This is a genomic window from Roseovarius amoyensis, assembly GCF_003260265.1.
Classification (GTDB): domain Bacteria; phylum Pseudomonadota; class Alphaproteobacteria; order Rhodobacterales; family Rhodobacteraceae; genus Roseovarius; species Roseovarius amoyensis.
Genome location: NZ_QITQ01000005.1, coordinates 108,695 through 128,501, shown reverse-complemented (window position 1 = coordinate 128,501; position 19,807 = coordinate 108,695). Strand labels below are relative to the sequence as shown.

General features: G+C 67.0%; 19 protein-coding genes. 2 read left to right on the top strand and 17 right to left on the bottom strand.

What is annotated here, in order from left to right:
* Positions 1-17: 17 nt before the first annotated feature.
* Positions 18-719 (bottom strand): response regulator, encoded by a 702-nt coding sequence (locus DL899_RS06745; protein ID WP_111733222.1) that lies wholly within the window; start codon positions 717-719, stop codon positions 18-20.
* Complete coding sequence (locus DL899_RS06740; RefSeq protein WP_111733296.1) at positions 716-1,213, bottom strand: MarR family winged helix-turn-helix transcriptional regulator; 498 nt, start codon at positions 1,211-1,213, stop codon at positions 716-718. The genes DL899_RS06745 and DL899_RS06740 overlap by 4 nt, the downstream gene beginning before the upstream one ends.
* A gap of 165 nt (positions 1,214-1,378) precedes the next feature.
* Here DL899_RS06740 and DL899_RS06735 point away from each other — a divergent pair, with 165 nt between their 5' ends.
* Positions 1,379-2,245: a branched-chain amino acid aminotransferase gene (locus tag DL899_RS06735; RefSeq protein ID WP_111733294.1), complete on the top strand. Its 867-nt coding sequence runs from the start codon at positions 1,379-1,381 to the stop codon at positions 2,243-2,245.
* 215 nt (positions 2,246-2,460) lie between these two features.
* On the opposite strand, the gene DL899_RS06730 is transcribed toward DL899_RS06735, so the two are convergent.
* The 15 genes from DL899_RS06730 to pncA all read right to left on the bottom strand — a co-directional run bounded on the left by DL899_RS06730 (position 2,461) and on the right by pncA (position 18,417).
* Positions 2,461-3,645: an amino acid aminotransferase gene (locus DL899_RS06730; protein ID WP_111733221.1), complete on the bottom strand. Its 1,185-nt coding sequence runs from the start codon at positions 3,643-3,645 to the stop codon at positions 2,461-2,463.
* A 1-nt stretch (position 3,646) separates the two neighbouring features.
* Positions 3,647-4,504, bottom strand: a complete 858-nt coding sequence (gene sseA / locus DL899_RS06725; RefSeq protein WP_111733220.1) for a 3-mercaptopyruvate sulfurtransferase — start codon at positions 4,502-4,504, stop codon at positions 3,647-3,649.
* An 88-nt stretch (positions 4,505-4,592) separates the two neighbouring features.
* Positions 4,593-6,377, bottom strand: a complete 1,785-nt coding sequence (locus DL899_RS06720; RefSeq protein ID WP_111733219.1) for an ABC transporter ATP-binding protein — start codon at positions 6,375-6,377, stop codon at positions 4,593-4,595.
* Positions 6,378-6,456: 79 nt separating this feature from the next.
* Complete coding sequence (locus DL899_RS06715; RefSeq protein WP_111733218.1) at positions 6,457-7,038, bottom strand: amino acid synthesis family protein; 582 nt, start codon at positions 7,036-7,038, stop codon at positions 6,457-6,459.
* A complete protein-coding gene (locus DL899_RS06710) occupies positions 7,031-7,879 on the bottom strand; it encodes a UPF0280 family protein (protein WP_111733217.1) in 849 nt (282 codons plus the stop codon). The genes DL899_RS06715 and DL899_RS06710 overlap by 8 nt, the downstream gene beginning before the upstream one ends.
* Positions 7,876-9,348 (bottom strand): 6-hydroxynicotinate reductase, encoded by a 1,473-nt coding sequence (locus DL899_RS06705; protein WP_111733216.1) that lies wholly within the window; start codon positions 9,346-9,348, stop codon positions 7,876-7,878. Before DL899_RS06705 ends, DL899_RS06710 begins: the two co-directional genes overlap by 4 nt.
* Positions 9,345-12,032 (bottom strand): molybdopterin-dependent oxidoreductase, encoded by a 2,688-nt coding sequence (locus DL899_RS06700; protein WP_111733292.1) that lies wholly within the window; start codon positions 12,030-12,032, stop codon positions 9,345-9,347. Before DL899_RS06700 ends, DL899_RS06705 begins: the two co-directional genes overlap by 4 nt.
* The gene (locus DL899_RS06695; RefSeq protein WP_111733215.1) at positions 12,029-12,880 is read right to left on the bottom strand and encodes an FAD binding domain-containing protein; all 852 of its coding nucleotides are present in this window, start codon (positions 12,878-12,880) and stop codon (positions 12,029-12,031) included. Before DL899_RS06695 ends, DL899_RS06700 begins: the two co-directional genes overlap by 4 nt.
* A 94-nt stretch (positions 12,881-12,974) precedes the next feature.
* Positions 12,975-13,670 carry an ABC transporter ATP-binding protein gene (locus DL899_RS06690; protein WP_111733290.1) on the bottom strand — a complete coding sequence of 232 codons (696 nt, stop codon included), beginning with the start codon at positions 13,668-13,670 and terminating at the stop codon, positions 12,975-12,977.
* Positions 13,670-14,377: an ABC transporter ATP-binding protein gene (locus DL899_RS06685; protein ID WP_111733214.1), complete on the bottom strand. Its 708-nt coding sequence runs from the start codon at positions 14,375-14,377 to the stop codon at positions 13,670-13,672. Before DL899_RS06685 ends, DL899_RS06690 begins: the two co-directional genes overlap by 1 nt.
* Complete coding sequence (locus DL899_RS06680) at positions 14,374-15,318, bottom strand: branched-chain amino acid ABC transporter permease (RefSeq protein WP_111733213.1); 945 nt, start codon at positions 15,316-15,318, stop codon at positions 14,374-14,376. Before DL899_RS06680 ends, DL899_RS06685 begins: the two co-directional genes overlap by 4 nt.
* On the bottom strand, positions 15,315-16,241 hold the full coding sequence (locus tag DL899_RS06675) for a branched-chain amino acid ABC transporter permease (protein WP_111733212.1): 927 nt from the start codon (positions 16,239-16,241) through the stop codon (positions 15,315-15,317). The genes DL899_RS06680 and DL899_RS06675 overlap by 4 nt, the downstream gene beginning before the upstream one ends.
* A 207-nt stretch (positions 16,242-16,448) precedes the next feature.
* The gene (locus DL899_RS06670; RefSeq protein ID WP_111733211.1) at positions 16,449-17,240 is read right to left on the bottom strand and encodes an SseB family protein; all 792 of its coding nucleotides are present in this window, start codon (positions 17,238-17,240) and stop codon (positions 16,449-16,451) included.
* The gene (locus DL899_RS06665) at positions 17,233-17,820 is read right to left on the bottom strand and encodes a uracil-DNA glycosylase family protein (protein WP_111733210.1); all 588 of its coding nucleotides are present in this window, start codon (positions 17,818-17,820) and stop codon (positions 17,233-17,235) included. Before DL899_RS06665 ends, DL899_RS06670 begins: the two co-directional genes overlap by 8 nt.
* A complete protein-coding gene (pncA, locus tag DL899_RS06660; protein WP_111733209.1) occupies positions 17,821-18,417 on the bottom strand; it encodes a bifunctional nicotinamidase/pyrazinamidase in 597 nt (198 codons plus the stop codon).
* A 474-nt stretch (positions 18,418-18,891) separates the two neighbouring features.
* Here pncA and trhO point away from each other — a divergent pair, with 474 nt between their 5' ends.
* Positions 18,892-19,806 carry an oxygen-dependent tRNA uridine(34) hydroxylase TrhO gene (trhO, locus tag DL899_RS06655; protein ID WP_111733208.1) on the top strand — a complete coding sequence of 305 codons (915 nt, stop codon included), beginning with the start codon at positions 18,892-18,894 and terminating at the stop codon, positions 19,804-19,806.
* Position 19,807 lies beyond the last annotated feature (1 nt).

Genomic DNA, 19,807 nt, shown 5'->3' with positions numbered 1-19,807 from the left:
CGCCCCCAGACAAGGGCTCAGTCGGGGGTCAGCATATAGCCCTCGCCGCGCACCGTCTGCAGATAACGCGGCTGTTTCGGGTCGGCCTCTATCTTGCGCCGCAGCCGGGTGATCTGGACATCGACCGCGCGTTCCTGGGCCTGGCCCTTGTCGCGGCCCAGATCCTCGACCAGCCTGGAACGGCTGACAGGTTCGCCCAGGTGTTCGGAAAAGATGCGCATCAGCTGCATCTCGGTCGCAGTCAGACGCACGGACACCTCGCCATTCATCAATTCGCCGCGTTCTATATCAAAGCGCACCGCGCCCATCTGCAGCACCTTGGGGGTGATGTGGTCGGGTTCGGTCGCCGGCATCCGCCGCAGGATGGCGTTGATCCTGAGCAGCAGCTCCTTGGGCTCGAACGGCTTGGGCAGGTAATCATCCGCCCCGGCCTCCAGCCCGCGGATACGGTCGTCGGTCTCGCCCTTGGCGGTCAGCAGCATGATGGGGGTCGTCAGGGTTTCGCGCAGGGCGCGCGTCAGCGTCACCCCGTCCTCGCCCGGCATCATCACGTCCAGCACGATCAGATCGAATTCAAGCCCCGCCAACAGCTTGCGGGCATGTTCGGCATCGCGCGCGGCCGACACCAGGAACCCGTTGCGGATCAGGAATTTGCGCAACAGGCCACGAATACGTTCGTCATCATCCACGATCAGCAGGTGCGGGGCCGGATCGGTCATACGCCGTGCTCTCGGATGGCGTGGTAGCGGCGGTGCAGATCGGGCTCCATCATCGCCTCCAACACCTTGCGAAAGCCCGCCACAGCCTCGGGGCCCGCGCTGCGATAGGCGGTGCGCATCCGCGCCCGCTGGGCATCCGACAGCCGTTGTTCCAGCGCCTCGCCTTCGTCGGTCAGGTAAAGATGACGCTCGCGCTTGTCGTTGGTGCCAACGCGGCTTTCGACCAGCCCGTCGGTGATCAGCGTGCGCAGCACCCGGTTGAGCGACTGCTTGGTGACGCCAAGAATACCCAGCAGGTTGTTGACCGTGGTGCCGGGGCTGCGGGCGATGAAATGGATGGCGCGATGGTGGGCCCGGCCATAGGCCATCTCGGCCAGGATGCGATCAGGATCGGCGGTAAAACCGCGATAGGCAAAGAACATCGCCTCGATGCCCTGCCTGATCTGTTCATCAGTCAGAAACAGCAGATTTTCACCGCCCTGAACGTCCGACATGGTGCGCTCCGACATAATAATTCTCCGCTATCCATGACATTATGTCAGCTTTATTGACATTCCAATATCAAACTGGTAGCGAATCGTAGTTTTCGCGCAATTATATGTCCGAACCGGACGCATTTGGCGCAACAAATGGAAATCGGCCTGCAGAGGAGCCCGAAAATGGCTGACTATGATGATCGCGACGGCAAGATCTGGATGGATGGCACCCTCGTCGACTGGCGCGGGGCCAACGTACACGTCCTGACCCACGCGCTGCACTATGCCAGTTCGGTATTCGAGGGCGAGCGCGCCTATGGCGGCAAGATTTTCAAAAGCCGCGAGCATTCCGAACGTCTGCACTATTCGGCCGGCGAGCTTGATTTCGAGATCCCGTTCAGCGTCGACCAGATCGACGCCGCCAAGGCCGAGGTTCTGGCCGCCAACGGTATGGACGACGCCTATGTGCGTGCGGTGGCCTGGCGCGGCGCGGGCTCCGACATGGGCGTGGCCTCGGCCGCCAACCCGGTGCGGATGGCCATCGCGGCGTGGGAATGGGGCGCCTATTACGGCGACGCCAAGTTCAAGGGTGCCAAGCTGGACATCTCGAAATGGAAACGCCCCAGCCCCGAAACCATCCCCTGCCACGCCAAGGCGGCGGGGCTTTACATGATCTGCACACTGAGCAAGCACGCGGCAGAGGCAAAGGGTTGTTCGGACGCGATGATGTTCGACTATCGCGGCTACGTGGCCGAGGCGACCGGCGCCAACATCTTTTTCGTGCGGGACGGCGAAGTGCATACCCCCACACCCGACTGCTTTCTCAACGGGCTGACCCGGCAGACGGTGATCGGCATCCTGAAAGAGAAGCAGATCAAGGTGCATGAACGCCACATCATGCCCGAAGAGCTGGAAGGCTTTCAGCAATGCTGGCTGACCGGCACCGCCGCCGAGGTGACGCCGGTGGGCCAGATCGGGGACTACAATTTCGAGGTCGGCGCGCTGACCCGCGACATTGCCGAAACCTACGAAAAGCTGGTGCGCAGCTAAGCGCGCGCCGCGTTCAAATCAAAACACCCGCCCCGGGTTTGCATCAAGACACCAACCCCGGGTTTGATTCAAAATACGCGCCCCGGGCTTGACCCGGGGCCGCATCCCGTCTCCCCAGGGTTCCGGTTCGGGGGCCGGGACGTGCAGCGGGCGCAATTCAACACGACACGCCAAAATGGCGCCCCTTCAGACCAGGCGGCCAGGCCAGGCGGCGATCAGCCGCCCGCCGACACGATCGCCTGCGCCAGCACCGGCACGGTCTGGCTGTTCAGCCCGGCGATGTTGATGCGCGAATCGCCCAGCATGTAGATGCCGTGATCAACGCGCAGCGTCTCGACGACCTCGGGTGCCAGCCCCAGCCGCGAGAACATGCCGCGATGCTCGGCCACAAATCCGAAACGGTCGGACCCGGTCAGCCGCTGCAGCTCGGCCGCCAGTTGTTCGCGCAGGGCGATCATGCCCTCGCGGACCTCTTCCAGCTCGGCCTCCCAGTCGGCGCGCAGCTCGGGGTCGGACAACACCAGCGTGACCATCCGCGCGCCGTGATCCGGCGGAAAGGAAAAGTTCTGCCGGTTAAGGTGGGCCAGGTTGCCCTGCACCACAGCCCGGCGTCCGATATCGTGGCTGACGGCCATCAGGATGCCGGTGCGTTCGCGGTAGATACCAAAATTCTTGGAACAGCTCGCCGCGATCAGCGTCTCGGGGCAGCCCGCCGCCACCGCCCGCGTCGCCAGCGCGTCGGCGGTCAGGCCGTCACCGAAGCCCTGATAGGCAATGTCGATCATCGGCGTGGCGCGCTTGGCGTTCAACAGTTCGATCACCGCCTTGAACTGGGTGAGGTTCAGGTTTGCACCGGTGGGGTTATGACAGCAGCCATGCAGCAGCACCACGTCGCCCGCGTGCACGGTTTCCAGGTCTTCCAGCATGCCGGCGAAATCCACCGCGCAGGTGTCGGCGTCGAAATAGCGGTACGGCACCGCCTCGATGCCGAGGTGATCGAGCATGCTCAGATGGTTGGGCCAGGTTGGGCTGGAGACAAAGACCCGCGCCTTCGGGTTGGCCATGCGCATCAGTTCAAAACCCTGCCGGACCGCCCCCGTGCCGCCGGGGGCGGCGGCGGCGGCCACCGCATCACGTTCGACCGCGTCGCCCAGGACCAGACCGATCATCGCGTCGCAAAAAGCGGGCTCACCGGCCAGCGCGGTATAGACCTTGGTGGTTTCCTCTTCCCACCATTTGCGCTCTGCCGCCTTGACGGCGCGCATCACCGGGGTGACCCCTTCGGCGTTGCGGTAGACCCCGACACCAAGGTCGATCTTGTCCTTGCGCGGGTCTTCGCGGAACGCCTGCATCAGCTGCAGGATCTTGTCGGCGGGCTGTTCGTGCAGGTTCTCGAACATGTTATTCGTCTCCGGTTGCAACGGGCACGGTCGGAAAGGCGCCCCATTCCGTCCATGACCCGTCATAAAGCGCGTGGTCGGTCTTGCCGATGCGTTCCAGCGCCAGGTTGATGATCGCCGCCGTGACACCCGACCCGCAGGTGGTAATCGCGGGCTTGGCCAGGTCGACCCCGGCCGCGGCCAGCACCGCGCGCAGGTCTTCGATCGTCTTCATCGTGCCGTCCTCTTTCAGAAGCGTCCGGTAATGGACGTTCTTCGAGCCCGGAATATGGCCACTGCGCAGGCCTGGCCGCGGTTCCGGCTCTTCGCCCCGAAACCGGCCGGGAGAACGCGCATCAAGGATCTCGTGATCGCCCAGCTTGGCCGCCGCCGCGACCTGGGTGACATCGCGCACAAGGTGGTTCTGGCGCCGCCCGGTCATGTGGCGGTCGCGGATCACCGGCTCGATATCTTCGGTCGGGCGCCCCTCGGCCAGCCATTTCGGCAGCCCACCGTCGAGCACGGCGATATTGTCCTGCCCCATCAGGCGGAAAAGCCACCACACCCGCGCCGCCGAAAACAGCCCCTGCGCGTCATAGACAACCACCTGGTGGCCGTCACCCACGCCCATCGCCCGCAGGCGCGACATGAACTTTTCCACCGGCGGCGCCATGTGCGGCAGGTCGGATCGCTGGTCGCAGACATCGTCGATGTCAAAGAACCGCGCGCCCGGAATATGGGCCTCGTCATAATCGGCGCGCGGGTCGCGGGTTTCGGGCGGCAGGTACCATGTCGCGTCCAGCACGCGCAGGTCCGGGTCTTGCAAATGGTCGGCCAGCCAGCCCGTCGAAACCAGAGTCTTGGGATCGTCCTGCGTCATGTCGCCCCCCGGGAAATTCCGTGCGCCATTCACCTACAGCCAAGCAGGACCAAGGGCAAGGCAACGCCGCACCAGCATGGCGGGCCTGTCAGCGCCCGTCATACCCCTTTTTCTGCGCCTGATAGAGCTGGGCATAAAGCCCACCATGATCGAGCAGGTCGGCATGGCGCCCCTCTTCGACCAGTCGCCCGGATTCCAGCACGAAAATCCGGTCGGCATCGGCCACCGATGACAGCCGGTGCGCGACGACGATGGTCGTTTTCCCCTTGGTCAGGCGCGACAAGGCCGCGCGGATGCGTTCCTCTGTTGCCTGGTCCAGCGCGCTTGTCGCTTCGTCCAGCAGCAGGATTGGCGCGTCGCGCAGAAAGGCACGAGCGATGGCGATGCGCTGTTTCTGCCCGCCCGAAAGCTGCGCGCCCTTGGGCCCCACGGGCGCATCCCCCCGCTGGCGGATCAGCGCCGCGATTTCGGCATCCTCGGCGGCGCGCCAGACCTCTTCTTCGCTGGCGTCGGGGCGCACATATCGGATGTTGTCCAGGATCGAGGCGTTGAAGATCACGATGTCCTGCGCCACCACCGAGAACGCCCCGCGCAGCGCCGCGACCTTCAGCCGCTCGACCGGCACGCCGCCGATGGTGATCCGCCCGCCCTTGACGTCGTAAAGCCGCGTCAGCAACGAAAGGATCGTGGTCTTGCCCGATCCGGTGGCGCCGACGATGGCCGACACCTGCCCGCCGCGAAACGTCATGCTGAGCCCGTCGAAGAGCGGCTGTTCGTCGCTGTAGGAAAAGCGCACATCCTCAAGCACGATGTCGCCCCTGGTGTCGAACGCCTCTATCGCATCGGGCGCGTCCTTGATCGTGGGCTGTTCATCGTAAAGGCTGCGCACCCGGTCAAGCAGCACCATGTTCGTCTGAAGCGACCCGAAGAACTGCGCCAGCAGGCGGGCCGGGTCGAAGACCATCACCATGCCCAGCAGGAAGGTGATGATGCCGGCACCATCGACGTCGAAATCGGGGCTCAGCACCATGTAGCCGCCACCGCCGATGACCAGCACATAGACAAAGGCCGAGCTGAGGTCGATCGACGGCATCACCAGCGCCTGGGTGGACTGCACCCGCGTCATCAGCCCGCGAATGGCGCTGGTGCCCTGCATCAGGCGGCTTTCCTCCATCCGTTCCTGGCTGGCGATCTTGACGGTGCGCATGCCGCTGACCGTTTCCTCGATATTGGTCATGTAGTCGCCCAGCGCGCTCTCTGCCTGCCGCTGGCCGTGCTTCACCCGGTCCGAGACATAATTCATCACCCAGATGATGAAGGGCAGCACCACAACCGCTGCGGTGAACAGTAACGGGTTTTTCCAGATCAGGTAGCCCGACACGATCACCACCGTCACCGCATCGCGCACCGCACCTGCCGTGGCCAGGCCAAAGAAAACGCCCAGTTGCTGGGTCTGCGTGACCAGCCGGTGAATGATCTCGCCGGACTTGGTGCGCTCGAAATAGGCCAGGTCGAGCGACATCATGTGCTCGATCAGGTCGCGGCGCATCTCGCTGACGGCCGCGTTGGAAATCCGCACCGTGATCAGCGGCACCAGATAGGACATCGCCCCGCGCACGGCAAAAAGGCCGAACACCACCGCGCAGACCAGCACCAGGTCGCTCATCGCGCCGCTGTCAAAGATCACCCGCAAGCCGCTTTCGGTCATCGACAGAAACTGCTGATAGATCACCCCCTGCACCAGGATCATGCCCAGCGCCAGCGCCAGCCAGCCCGCGCGCTTTTTCAGGTATCGGCGCCACAGCCAGCGCAGGTTGGCGCGGTCCTGTCCGGAAAAGAGCGGCTGGCGTTTTGGCTTGGCTGTGTCGGTCATGGGGGGCCCGTTACAAGACTTCGCCTGCCTATAGTGGGTTCGGGCGCAAAGGTCAGCCCATGATTTGCGCGTTCGGGGGCTATCTCAGCCCGTCCTCGCCCTTGACCTCGTCCACGCTCAGCCCGCCCATGCGGTCATGGATGCGGCCGCCGCGGCTCATCGCCAGGACGAACAGCAGCTCATTGGCGCGCGGGCCATCGGGCAGCCCCACCTCCATCGCGTCGAAATGGCTGCGCACATAGGCGGCGTTGATATGCCCGAGCGGCACGTCGATGCGGGTGCCGGGGCCGCCCTGTTTCATCGCCGAGGGCACAATCGCGCGGGCCTCGCCCAGCCGGGCGCGCATGGCATAGCCGCCGGGCACATGCCACAGCGCGGTGTGTTCCAGCTCGCCCGCCTCGCCGGCCATCGCCGCCTTGCCGTACCCGTCGATGCCCTCTATCCCGCCCATCGCCTCGACCAGCCGGTCGGTCAGCATCAGGCCCAGCGGCTTCAAATCCTCCATCGCCGGCTGCAACTCGGCCGTATAGCCGCCGGCAAACGGGTTGCCGACCAGCGCCGCTATGGCCGCGCGCCGGCGCGGCATCTTGGGCGCGGGGCCGCCGTCATGGTGGATATCCTCGATGAAAAGCGCGGTCTTGCGCAGGGGAAACTCAGGCATGAACAGGATCTTTCTTTTGTTGAGATAAGGCCAGCGCGCCGGTTGCCCGCCAAAGGCCGCCAAGGGTCAGCCATGCGCCGCAGATCAACCCGCGACGGCGCCAGTTCTCGGCCAGCGCCAGCCCGGCATCCAGCGCCGTCTCGACCTCGGCCCGCGTCAGCGGCCCCACGTCGACGGTCACAAGGCGTTCGCCCATGTCACTGTCGGGCGAGATTTCGCAGGCCGGAGTGCGGGTAATGGCGGGATGACCCGGCAGATCGACGGCATTGGCGATCAGCGTCGCCGCCGCATCGGCCAGCGCCGCGCCGCGCGCCAGCACGGTCACGCTGTCTGCGATGCCCAGCGACAGGCTGCGCCCGCCGCGCCCCGATGTCGCCACCCCGCGCACGGGGTCATCAGATTGGATACGGATCGTCCCGGCGCCAGGCGCGGCAATGGCCGCCCTCATCTGTTGTCCCGAACCAAGATGAAAGGCAACGTCACCGCCGTTGTTGACATGGGCCTTGTCCACCCCCGGCCCGTCGCAAACCGCCGCCAGAACGGTTTCCGCCCCGGCCCCGGCCACCGCCGCCATCGGCGTGACGAAAACGGGGGCAAAGGGGGCGACCGCCGCAACCATGCGTTTCGCGGTCTCTCCCTTCGACTCGGGGCCGGTCGGCGCGCGCAAGCGCGGCAGCTCGGCCACCAGCTCATCCAGCAGGGTGTCGAAGCGCGCCACCGCCCGTTCCAGCGCCGCCGCGCGTCCCGGCCCGGTGGCGTCAACGATCATGTCTATGGGGCCGTGATGCAGGTGCAGCCGCCGCCCGTCGGGCAGCCACGCCGCCTGTGCCTGGCCGCTCATGCCCCCTGCACCCCGCCAGCAGGGCGGGTGTCGCCCACCGCGCGCAGCTCGGCGCCGTATTCGCCGCCCTTTTCCAGCACGTCGGCAACGCTGCGCACCTGTTCGCCATGCCCGCCCAGCGCGGTGTAATCCTCGCGCGACAAGGTGAATTCAAGCGGCGCCACCAGCGCCGGGGTGGGCACATAACCGAACGACCCCTGCGGCATCTTCGAGACATCCACCAACAGCGTGATGCCACCGCCCGGCCAGACATAGGTAGGCACGCCGCCGCAAGTCACCCGCGTTCTGAGTGCATGCACCGATTGCGTCAGCCGCACCGGGTTTTTCGTGACGCCAGAGCGTAACGAGCCACCCGCCCCGGCCTGGAACATCACCGTGCACAGCGCCGGTTCGCAGTTCTCGGCAATGAGATCCACCGAGGGTTTCAGCGCCTCGGGCAGGGGGGCCTCTTGCGGGCGCAGATCATCGTCCAGCACATAATAGGCGTATTGCTCACCCGTGGTCGACACCATCAGCAACGTCAGACCGGGGCGCGCGCCCTTCCGTTCCTGCCAGGGGTCAAGAATGGTCAGCGGGTCCTCAATGTCGGTGCCGCCCCAGCCCCGACCCGGCTGCGCCACCTGGAAATAGCGCCCGGGCGTGGAGCGCCGGCCACGAATGCGGATGCCGGTATCGGGCCATCCCAGCACCTTACCCGCCTGGTGTTCGCTGACGACGCCGGTGATGTGATCGTCGACCACGACCACCTCGTCCACCAGCCCGTGCCATTGCGAGGCAAACATCCCGATGGTGGCCGACCCGCAGCCAACCCGCATCCGTTCCTCGCGGTGACCATCGACGATCGGGGGCTGCCCCGCCTGAACCACCACGCTGGCGCCGTCGTCGATGGTCAGTTCCACCGCCTCGCGGTTGCACAGCCTCAGCAGGGCATCGCAGGTCACCCGCCCCTCGGCCTTGCTGCCGCCGGTCAAATGCGCCACCCCGCCCAGCGACAGCATCTGGCTGCCGTATTCCGCGGTGGTGACATGGCCGACCGGTTCGCCCGCGCAGCGCACGGTGGCGGCCTCGGCGCCCAGGTGGCGGTCGGTGTCGATCTTCACCTTGACGCCGCAATAGGAAAAGATCGCCTCGGTCACCACGGTGATGAAATCGGCGCCTTCCACGTCCCGGCTGACGATGAACGGCGCGGGCTTGTAGTCGGGATAGGTGGTGCCCGCCCCCACGCCGGAAACGAACAGGTCGTCGCCCTCCAGCATCCGTCCGTCCCAGTCGCGGGCCAGGAAGGGGCGAACCTCGCCTCCGGCCTCCAACGTGCGGTCAAGGATGGTCAGCGGATCGCAACGCACGATCTTGCCGCCACGGTTGGCGTAGCGGTCGCAGGCGCCTACCTTGCCATCGGCGATGTAGCACATCACCGGGCAGGCGTCGCAGCGGATCTTTTCCTCTTTCACGCGCCGCTTTTCTGTCATTTCCACGCCTCCGCCATCGCCGCCAGTACCCGGTGCGGCAGCGCCGGCAGCCGGGTGATGCGGGCACCCGTGGCGTGCCGGATCGCGTTCAGGATCGCCGGCGCGGTCGGGATCAGCACATGCTCGCCCAGCCCCTTGGCGCCCAGCGGGCCCTCGGGGTCGGGCACCTCGACGAATATCGTCTCGATCTCGGGCATGTCGCCGGTGGTGGGGATCAGGTAGTCGTGCAGGTTCTCGGTGCGGCCGGGCACGTATTCCTCCATCAGCGCCATGCCCAGCCCCTGCGCGATGCCACCCTCGACCTGCCCCTCGGCCAGCAGCGGGTTGATCACCCGCCCCAGGTCATGCGCGGCGGTGATCCGCGTCACCCGGACCGTGCCCAGCGTGCAATCCACCGCCACCTCGGCCATCTGCGCGCCGAACCCGTAGACGGCATAGGGCGCACCCTGCCCGTTCTCGTCCAGCGGCACGGTCGGCGGGTCATAGGTTTCCTCTGCCGCCAAAACATAGCCGTTCGCATCCGCCGGCATCTCCGACAGCGTGATCCGGCGGCTGCCGCGCCCGTCCGTCGCGCTCAGCACGCCACCATCCAGCGACAATCGTGCATCCTCGCCCGTGTTGGTCAGCATCAATATGCGCGCGCGCAGCGCCTGCCCCGCCAGCAGCGCCGCCTTGCCGGTGACATAGGTCTGGCGCGAGGCCGAGGTCTTGCCGCAGTCGGGCGTCAGCGCGGTGTCGGGCCCGATCAGCCGCAAGTGCGACAGCGGCAGCCCCACCGCATCGGCGAATATCTGCGAAATGACTGTGTTCGACCCTTGGCCGATATCGGTCGCGCCCTGATGCAGGCGCAGCGCGCCGTCAGCGGTGATCCCGGCGCGCACGGTCGAGGGGTTGGGCAGCCCGGTATTGCCACAGCCATACCAGCACGACGCAACCCCGACGCCATGGCGGATGCACCCGCCACGCGCGTTCCGGGCCTCGGCCCGTTCCAGCGCCGCCCGCCACGGCCCCTGCAACGCATCCAGACAGGCGGATATGCCCACGCCCTGCAGCACCTGCCCGCAAACCGTGGCCTGACCGTCGCGCAGCGCGTTGAGACGGCGAAATTCCAGCCGGTCGATCCCCGCCTTGTCCGCCAGCTCATCATACAGCGTCTCCTGCAAGATCGCCGCCTGCGGCACGCCAAAGCCACGAAAGGCGCCCGAAACCGGCTCGTAGCTGTGATAGGCGCGCGACCGGGCCAGGTAGGCCGGCGTATGATAGGGGCCCGAGGCGTGAACCGGCACCCGCCCGGCCACCGTCGGCCCCCAGCTGGCATAGGCGCCGGTGTTGAATTCGCCATCGAAGACGAAACCGGCAATGCGCCCATCCGCATCCGCCCCGATGCGCGCGCTCATGCGCGCCGGGTGGCGCTTGGTCGTCGACATCATCGATTCGGCACGGCTGAGGATCATCCGTGCCGGTCGCCCGGTTTTCAGCGCCACCAGCCCGATCAGCGGCTGCACCGAAAGGTCGAGCTTGGAGCCGAAACCGCCTCCGGCGGCCGAGGGCACGATGCGCACCTTTTCCGGCGCCAGCCCGAGAACACGTGCGATGTCGTCGCGGTCCATCACCGGCGCCTGGGTGCAAGCCTGGATGACCAGCGTGTCGCCCTCCATCCAGGCGATGCCGGCCTCCGGCTCTATATAGGCGTGCTCGACATAGGGGGTTTCCATCCCGGCCGCGGCCACATGCACCGCCCCCGCCAGCGCCGCCTCGGCATCGCCCCGGCGCACCAGCCCGGTGATCAGCGTGTTGTCGGGACGCGTGTCATGCACCAGCGCCGCATCGTCTCCCGTCTGCCACGTCACCGGAAAGGTCTCGAGATCGAGCGCCTCGATCACCGCCGGATCACCCGCGACCAGCGCCACCGCCTCGCCCCGCATCCGGGCGTGGCGTTCGGCCAGCGCCGGCTGGTCGGCAAAGGCGGGGATGGTGCCAAAGGCGTTCACACCGGGAATGTCAGCGGCGGTAAAGACCTCGACACCGTGATGCGCGGCAAATGCATGGATATCACCGAAACTGAACAATACTGGTGCGTATGGCGCCCGCACCGCGCGCACCAGCAGCAGCCCCTCGGGGCAGGCGTCGGCACCGTAAACCTCGCTCCCGGCCACCTTGGGGCCGCCATCCAGACGCTCGACCCGCGCGCCCACGGCCGCGCCCGCGTCGGGCAGGCCGGGCCCCGCCCCCGGCGCGGTGTCCAGCACCGCCTCGACGATCTTGGCATAGCCGGTGCAGCGGCACAGCACCCCGCCCAGCGCCGCCTCGACCTGTTCCCGGTCCGGCGCAGGGGTGTCGCGCAACAGCGCCGTTGCCGCCATCAGCATCCCCGGCGTGCAGATGCCGCATTGCGCCGCCCCGCGGCGCAGAAAGGCGCGTTGCAGCGGGCTGTCATCCAACCCCTCGACCGTCGTCACCGCGCGCCCCGCAACCTGCGCCAGCGGCGTCAGGCAGGCACAGACCGGCGCGCCATCGACCAGCACCGTGCAGGCGCCGCAATCGCCGGCGTCGCAGCCCACCTTGGTGCCGAACAGGCCCAGCCGTTCGCGCAGCACCTCCGACAACCGGCGACCGGGCTCGGCCGGCACGCGAACGGGGTCGCCGTTGACGCTCAGCGCGAATGAATCAAAGCCCCTGTTCATGCCGCCGCCTCGCATCCGCCGGCAAGGCTGTCCAGCACGCGGCGCACCAGCTCCGTCGCCGCCTGCGCGCGATAGCCGCCATCGGCGCGAATGTCGTCAATGGGCGACAGGTGCCGCGCCACCAACTCCGGCGTGACCCGCGCGCCAAGCCCTGCCAGCGGCGCGCCGGTCAGCGCCACCTCGAGCGCGCCAAGCCGCACCGCCACCGGCCCGCAGGACCCCACGGCGATGGACGCGCGTTCAACCGTTTCGCCGTCCAGTTCCAGCCGCGCGGCCACCATGGCGATGGAGATCACCAAATATTTCCGCGCCCCGAGCTTTTCAAACCGCGACTGCCCGCGCGTCGCCGCGTCAGGCACATGCACCGCGATCACCATCTCGCCCTTGCCCAGCGCGGTCTTGCGCGGGCCGGTGACGAAATCCGCCAGAGGCATCCGGCGCCGGCCCGCGCTTGAGGCCAGTTCAACCTCGGCATCGAGCGCCAGCAGGCAGGGCATTCCATCGGCGGCGGGTGAGGCGTTGCAGATGTTTCCGGCCATCGTCCCGGCGTTCTGGATCTGCACCGATCCCACCTCGCGCGCGGCCTGTTTCAGCATGTCGAAGGCGGGCGGCAGGTCGGCACGCACCACGTCAGACCACGTCATCGCGGCGCCGATCCGCAGGCCGGTGTCGGTGCGTCCGATCCCGCGCAGCTCGGCAATCCCCGTGATATCCAGCACCTCGCCCGGCAGAGCCCTTGCCGGGGTCGCGGCGAAAAGGTCGGTACAGCCGGCGGCAATGGTCACCGGCGCCGCCGCCAGCAAGTCAAGCGCCGCCTCCAGGGTTTCGGGCCGATGATATGCGGCCAATGGCGATCCCCCTGTTGTTGTAGTTATCCCGGCAAGCCGGTCAGGGAGATGGTGCGGCAGCGTCTGCGCCCTGTCAACGGGCGGCGCGCCGCGATCAGACGCCCACGTAGCGTTCGACGATGCCGTGATCCTGGCGCAGGCGTTCGGCCGGCATCACCTCGCCGCCGCGACCGTTTTCGATGAACGCCACCCGGTCGGCCACCGACAGCACCGCATCGACCCGCTGTTCCACCAGCAAGATCGCCACGCCAGCCGCACGCATCTTGACGATCACCTGGCGGATGGCCTCGATCATCGAGGGTTGCAGCCCCTCGGTCGGCTCGTCCAGCAACAGCGCCTTGGGCCGCAGGCACAGCGCGCGGGCAGTGGCCAGCATCTGCTGCTCGCCCCCTGACAGCGTTTCCGCCCGCTGGTCCAGCCGTTCGCCCAGACGAGGAAAGAGCGCCAGCACCTCGTCGCGCACCTCGGGTCCCGCATCGCGTGCCCGCAGCCCGATTTCCAAGTGCTCGGCCACCGTCAGCCCGGCAAACAGCCGCCGCCCCTGCGGGATGTACCCGATGCCCGCCTTGGGCACCTCATGCGCGGGGCGTCCGCTGATCGGCACACCATCCAGCAGGACCTGCCCCCCCATCAGCGGCAACAGCCCCATGATCGCCTGCATCGTCGTGGTCTTGCCAGCGCCGTTGCGGCCCAGCAGGCACAGGATCTCGCCCGAGGCCACCGTCAGCGACAGTTCCCGCAGCACCTGGGCACGGCCGTAACCGGCGCTGATCGCCTGCAGTTCCAGCATCATCCCGTCCCCAGATAGGCCGCCTGCACGGCGGCGTTTTCGTGGATCTCCTGCGGCGTGCCCTCGGCCAGCAGGCGGCCGAAATCCAGCACGCTGACCCGGTCGGCGGTTTCCATCACCACGCTCATGTTGTGCTCGATCAGCAGGATGGTGGTCTGGCCGGCGACCTCTCGCAGCAGTTCCTTGAAGCTGGCGATCTCGCCCTCGGACAAACCCTGCGTGGGTTCGTCAAGGATCAGCAGCCTGGGCTTTTGCACAAGCCCCATGGCGATTTCCAGCAGCCGCTGATGACCATAGCTGAGGTTGCCCGCCTCCTCGTCCCTGCGCTCCAGCAGGCCCACCCGCGCCAGCACCTCATCGACCGCGCGCGTCATCTCGCGCCCCTTCAGCCGCCGGCGGGCCGCCAGCGCCACGTTTTCGGCCACGTCGAGCCGGGGAAAGACCGAGGTGATCTGAAACGTATAGGCCATGCCGCGCAGGATGCGCTTGTGCGCGGGCAGCGCGGTGATGTCGGCACCGTCAAAGACCACGCTGCCAGAGCTGGGCGCGATGCGGCCGCAGATCATGCCCACGAATGTCGTCTTGCCCGCGCCGTTGGGGCCGATCAGCGCGCGCACTTCGCCCTCCGGCAGGTCGAAATCGACCCCGTCGACGGCCTGCAGCCCGTCAAAGTGCTTTGACAGCCCGCGTGTCGACAACAGCGTCATGGCAACCCCCGCCAGAACCTGCGGCGCAGCTCGCCCATCAGGCCCTGCGGCGCAAAGAGCGTCAGCACCACCAGGACCACCCCCGCGATCAGCATGTAGGCGGTGGTGATGCCCGAACTCAGGTCGATCAGGTAGAACATGAACAGCGTGCCGACGAACGGCCCCAGCACGGTGCCGGCCCCGCCCAGCAGCACCCACAACAGCGGCAGGATCGAATACTGAACCCCGGCGAAACTGGCCCCGGCACTGCCGAAGAGCAGACCATAGGACGCCCCCGCCGCGGCGGAGATGGCGCCCGAAATCACCATCGCCCCCAGCTTGTGCGCGAAGGTGTCATAGCCCAGCATGCGCACGCGTTCCTCGTTCTCGCGGATCGCCACCAGCGTCTTGCCGAATGGCATGCGCACCAGCCACAGGCAGGCCAGCAGGCAGGCCGAAAAGAGCGCCCAGGCAGCGAAATAACGGTTCGCCGATGCGCTCAGGTCGATCCCCCACAGCACCCGCTGCGCCTGGGCGATGACAAAGCCTTCGTCGCCGCGCGTGATCTCGCTGAAATAGAGGATGGTGAAATAGCCCGCCTGCGCGAACATCAGTGTCACGATCATGAAGGCGACACCGACGGTCCTGAGCGCCAGCAGCCCCAGCGCCAGCGCCACCACCGCGCCCGCCGCGATCCCGGCCAGCAGCGCCGGTGCGGGCGTCAGGCCAAGGTGCTGCACCCCCAGCCCCATGCCGTACATCCCGGCGGCAAAGAACAGCGCATGCCCGAGGCTGAGCAACCCGGTATAGCCGAACAGGATGTTATAGCCGATGGCATAGCTGGCCAGCACCATGATCCGCGCCAGGTTGCCGTGGTGATAGGCCGGCAGCAGGAACTGCGCCGCGAACAGTACCGCCAACAGCCCGCCATGCAGCGCCAGCACGCGCACCCACCCGTTCATGGGGCGCGGGTCCCGAACAGGCCCTGCGGGCGGAACACCAGCACCAGCCCGACCAGCAGCGTCGCCAGGATCTTGGCCAGGGTGGGCGAGAAGAAGACCGATATGATCCCGTCCGACAGCCCGATCAGAACCGCCGCAACCACCGTGCCCGGCAGGCTGCCGAGGCCGCCGATGATGACGACGATAAAGGACAACAGCAGCGGATCGGCCCCCATCAGGTAATGCGCCTGGCTGATTGGCACGATCAGCACCGCCGCGAGCGCCGCCAGCCCGGCGCCGATGCCGAATACCATCGCATAGACCCGTTCCACCGGGATGCCAAAGGCCAGCGCCATGTCGCTGTCGGCCTGGGTGGCGCGCATCAGCAGGCCGATGCGGGTGCGCGTCATCATCATGCGCACCCCGGTCAGGACCACCGCCGCCGCCACGATCACGAACAGCTTGTAGCTGGTGGTGGCCAGCCCCCAGGGATGGAAGAACGACAGCCCGTCCTCGCCCCATTCCACCCACGGCAGCGCGATGCGCTGGTTAAAGGGCGCCTCCACCGGGCGCGCGTCGGGGCCATAGGTCATCAGCGTCAATTGCTGGATGATGTAGAGCAGCCCGATGGTGGCGACGATGGTGCGCTCTGGATCATAGGCGATGCGCTTGAGGATGGTCATGTCGGCCGCCGCCGCGATCGCCCCCACCACCAGCGGCGCGATGACCAGTGCCGCGACGAACCCGATGGCCGGATGCCCGCCCACGGTCTGCGCCACATACCAGGCAATAACCGCGCCCAGCATGAAGAATTCGCCATGCGCGATGTTGACCACCCGCATCACCCCGAAGACGAGGCTGAGCCCCACCGCCGTCAGCGCGAGCACCGCCGCCATCACCGCGCCTTCGATCGAGGCTAAAAGGATATACGGACCCAGTTCCATGTTTCCCAAGGAATGCCCGGGACAGCGGCCTTGGGCAAGAGAAATACGGCCGGAGTGCCAGGATTGGTGGGTACGGCAGTCTGCCGAGGGACTTGGCGCGTATCAGCTTGATCCTCCTGGCCCGCCGTGGGCCGGGCATGCGCCCGCCAGGGCGGCCTCATGCCCTCTGGTCACAAATGGCTGGCTTCGATCCGGCGCGCTATGCCCTTACCGCAACCGCGGCGGCGCGTCGGGGTCCATGCCCGGCGCAGCACCCGGCACCTGCGCTAGCGGCTCGGGCCGGGGCAGGTCAAAGCGCAGCCCGACACGGGCCAGTCGCGCCACCGCCGGGTCGTCCGCATCCAGGAACACCACATCGAACGCGTCCGCCTCCGGCCGCGACAGCCGCCACAGGTCCGACACCGCCCGCGCCAGCGCCGGCGCGGCCTCTGGCACCGCGCCGATCACCGCCAGCAGATGCCCCGCACCGCCATCCTCGTGTTCGGCCCTGGCCAGCCACACACATTCGGCCAGCCCCGCCGCACCCGCCAGCCGCGCATCCAGCGCCGACAACAGGCTTTCCGCCACCCCGTCGGGCGCATGAAAGGCCCGTATCCGCGCCTCTTGCTGATCCGGCTCAGGGGCCAACATCTCGGCCATCCACGCCACGGCATCAGTCGGCAGCAAGATCGCCGAAGGCGCCACGTCGAGGTTCAGCGCCAGCCCCAGCCCCTGCCCCGCCAGCATGCCGGCCAGCGCCCTGCCCGACAGCGCCGCAAGCGGCGCGGGACCGCCGGCAAACCGCGCCAGCCGTTCCTCAAGGTCAAAGGCAAGAACATACTCCGCCCCCTCCACCGGCAGTGTCCTGGGCGACACGCTGTCGGCTGTCGCCTCTTCTTCCAGCAGCAGAAACAGCTCTGTCGCTGCCAGTTCGGCATAAAAGGCGCGGCGCGCGGCCTCGTCCCCGGGGGCGGCCTCCATCGCCTCGTGCGCGGCGTCCAGCCTTGTCGTCTCAGCCATCCATCACCTCCTTGACCCGCGCCCGCAGCGCCGGCAGCAACTCGACCTCGAACCAGGGGTTCCGTTTCAGCCACGCGGTATTGCGCCAGGACGGGTGCGGCAACGCGAACACGCCCGGCGCACGCGCGCGCCAGTCGCGCACCGTCTCGGTCACGCCGGTCCTGACCCCCAAATGATACTTCTGCGCGTAACCGCCCACCAGCACAGTCAACTCGACGCTCTCAAGCGCCGCCATCACCCGATCATGCCATGTCCGCCCGCACAGCGGCGGCGGCGGCAGATCGCTTCCGCCCGCGTCATAGCCGGGAAAGCAGAACGCCATCGGCACCACCGCGACGCGGGACAGGTCATAGAACTCTTCCGAAATCATCCCCAGCCAGTCGCGCAGCCGCTGGCCCGACGGGTCGTCGAACGGCTTGCCCGACTTGTGCACCCGCATCCCCGGCGCCTGCCCCGCGATCAGCAGGCGCGCACCGGGGCGAAACCAGATCACCGGGCGGGGTTCATGCGCGGTCTTTGTCGCCGCGAAACGCCCGGCGCACAGCCGGCATGCGGCGATTTCGTCTGCAAGCGGGGCCATTCAGGCCACCGTGACCCCCGCATCTGCCATCCCCTTTCGCGCCGCCGCCAATGATCCGTCCAGGTCGATGGCGCGGCACAGCGCCTCGTTCACCGTCACCGCATAGCCCAGCCTTGCCGCATCCACGGCCGAGAAGTTGACGCAGAAGTCGGTCGCCAGCCCGACCATCGTCAGGCGGTCGATGCCACGGGTCTGCAGATAACCGTGCAGGCCTGTGGGGGTTTCGTGGTCATTTTCGAAAAACGCCGAATAACTGTCGATCGCCGGGTTCATGCCCTTGCGCAGGATCAGGTCGGCGCGCGTGGCGTCCAGCGCGTCGTGAAACGCCGCGCCGGCGCTGCCCTGCACGCAGTGATCGGGCCACAGTACCTGTGTGCCATAGGCCATCTCGACCGTCTCGAACGGGGCCTTGCCGGGGTGCGAGGACGCAAACGAGGAATGCCCCGCCGGGTGCCAGTCCTGGGTCAGGATCACCGCATCGAAATCGCCCATCAGGGCATTGATGCCGGTAACGATCTCGTCCCCGCCGGCCACGGCCAGCGCACCGCCGGGGCAGAAATCGTTCTGCATGTCGATCACGATCAGGGCATGGGTCATCGGCAGGTTCCTCCGCTTGCGGTTCAGAGGTATGCCGCCGCCGCCGCGCCGTCAACGTCGCCTGTGCCGCGGCTGGCGGACGGATATCTTTTGGTCCCTGGAAAGGTTAATGCTAAGGTGTATCACCATTGCACCTTTGCGAGTGCCACGTTTTTGCACCCCGATCTCGGGTACGTTCCACGCAAAAGGAGAATAGCATGAAGGCCCTTGTCGTAGCCGCGGCATTCGTAATGCCGCTTGGCAACCAGCACGCCCTTGCAGGGTACAGCACGTCAACGCCCGCCGTCACGGTTTCATCCGAGGCAGTCGAACATAGCGGGGGCTGCCGCAAGAGTTCACCCCGGGGGAAATGCTGTCACGCCGGGTCCAAGCCTTACCACTGCCACTGAACATCGCAGCATGGTTTTGGGGTCAATAGCCGCGGGCTGACACCACCCTTGCCGACTCCGCCCCGGCGGCGTAGACCGCGCGCCCATGTACATCGTTGCCGCACTCTATCGCTTTACCCGTTTCGACGACCCGGCGGCCCTGCGCCCGCCCCTGATCGACATCTGCCGGCAGGCGGGGGTCAAAGGCACCTTGCTGCTGGCGCATGAGGGCATCAACGGCACCATCGCCGGTCCGCGTGAAGGCATCGACGCCGGACTTGCCCATATCCGTACCCTGCCCGGCTGCGCCGACCTGGAATGGAAGGAAAGCACCGCCGAAATCGCGCCATTCGCCCGTCTCAAGGTACGGCTCAAGCGCGAGATCGTGACGCTGGGACAGCCCGATGTCGACCCGCTCGCCCGCGTGGGCCACTATGTCGACCCGGCCGACTGGAACGAATTGATCACCAGCCCCGACGTGGCCGTGATCGACACCCGCAACGATTACGAGGTCGCCATCGGCACTTTCGAGGGCGCCATGGACCCCGGCACCGAGTCATTTCGCGAATTTCCCGACTGGTGGGCGGAAAACAGAGACCGCTTTGCCGGCAAGAGCATCGCCATGTTCTGCACCGGCGGCATTCGTTGCGAGAAATCCACCAACTACCTGCTGGGGCAGGGGCTCAACAAGGTCTACCACCTCAAGGGCGGCATCCTGAACTATCTCGAAAAGGTACCCGAGGAACAAAGCCTCTGGCGCGGGGCGTGCTTTGTCTTTGACGAACGCGTGTCGGTGGAACACGGGCTGAAACCCGGCCCGCACCGGCTGTGCCACGCCTGCCGCCGGCCGCTTGAGCCGGCGGACACCCACCGCCCCGAGTTCGAAGAGGGCGTTTCCTGCCACCGGTGCATCAACCAGACGACGGCAGAGGACAAGGCCCGCTTTCGCCAGCGCCAGCGCCAGATCCGCCTGGCCGCCGCGCGCGGCCAGCGCCACCTGGGCGCCACGCCCGAGGGCTGAT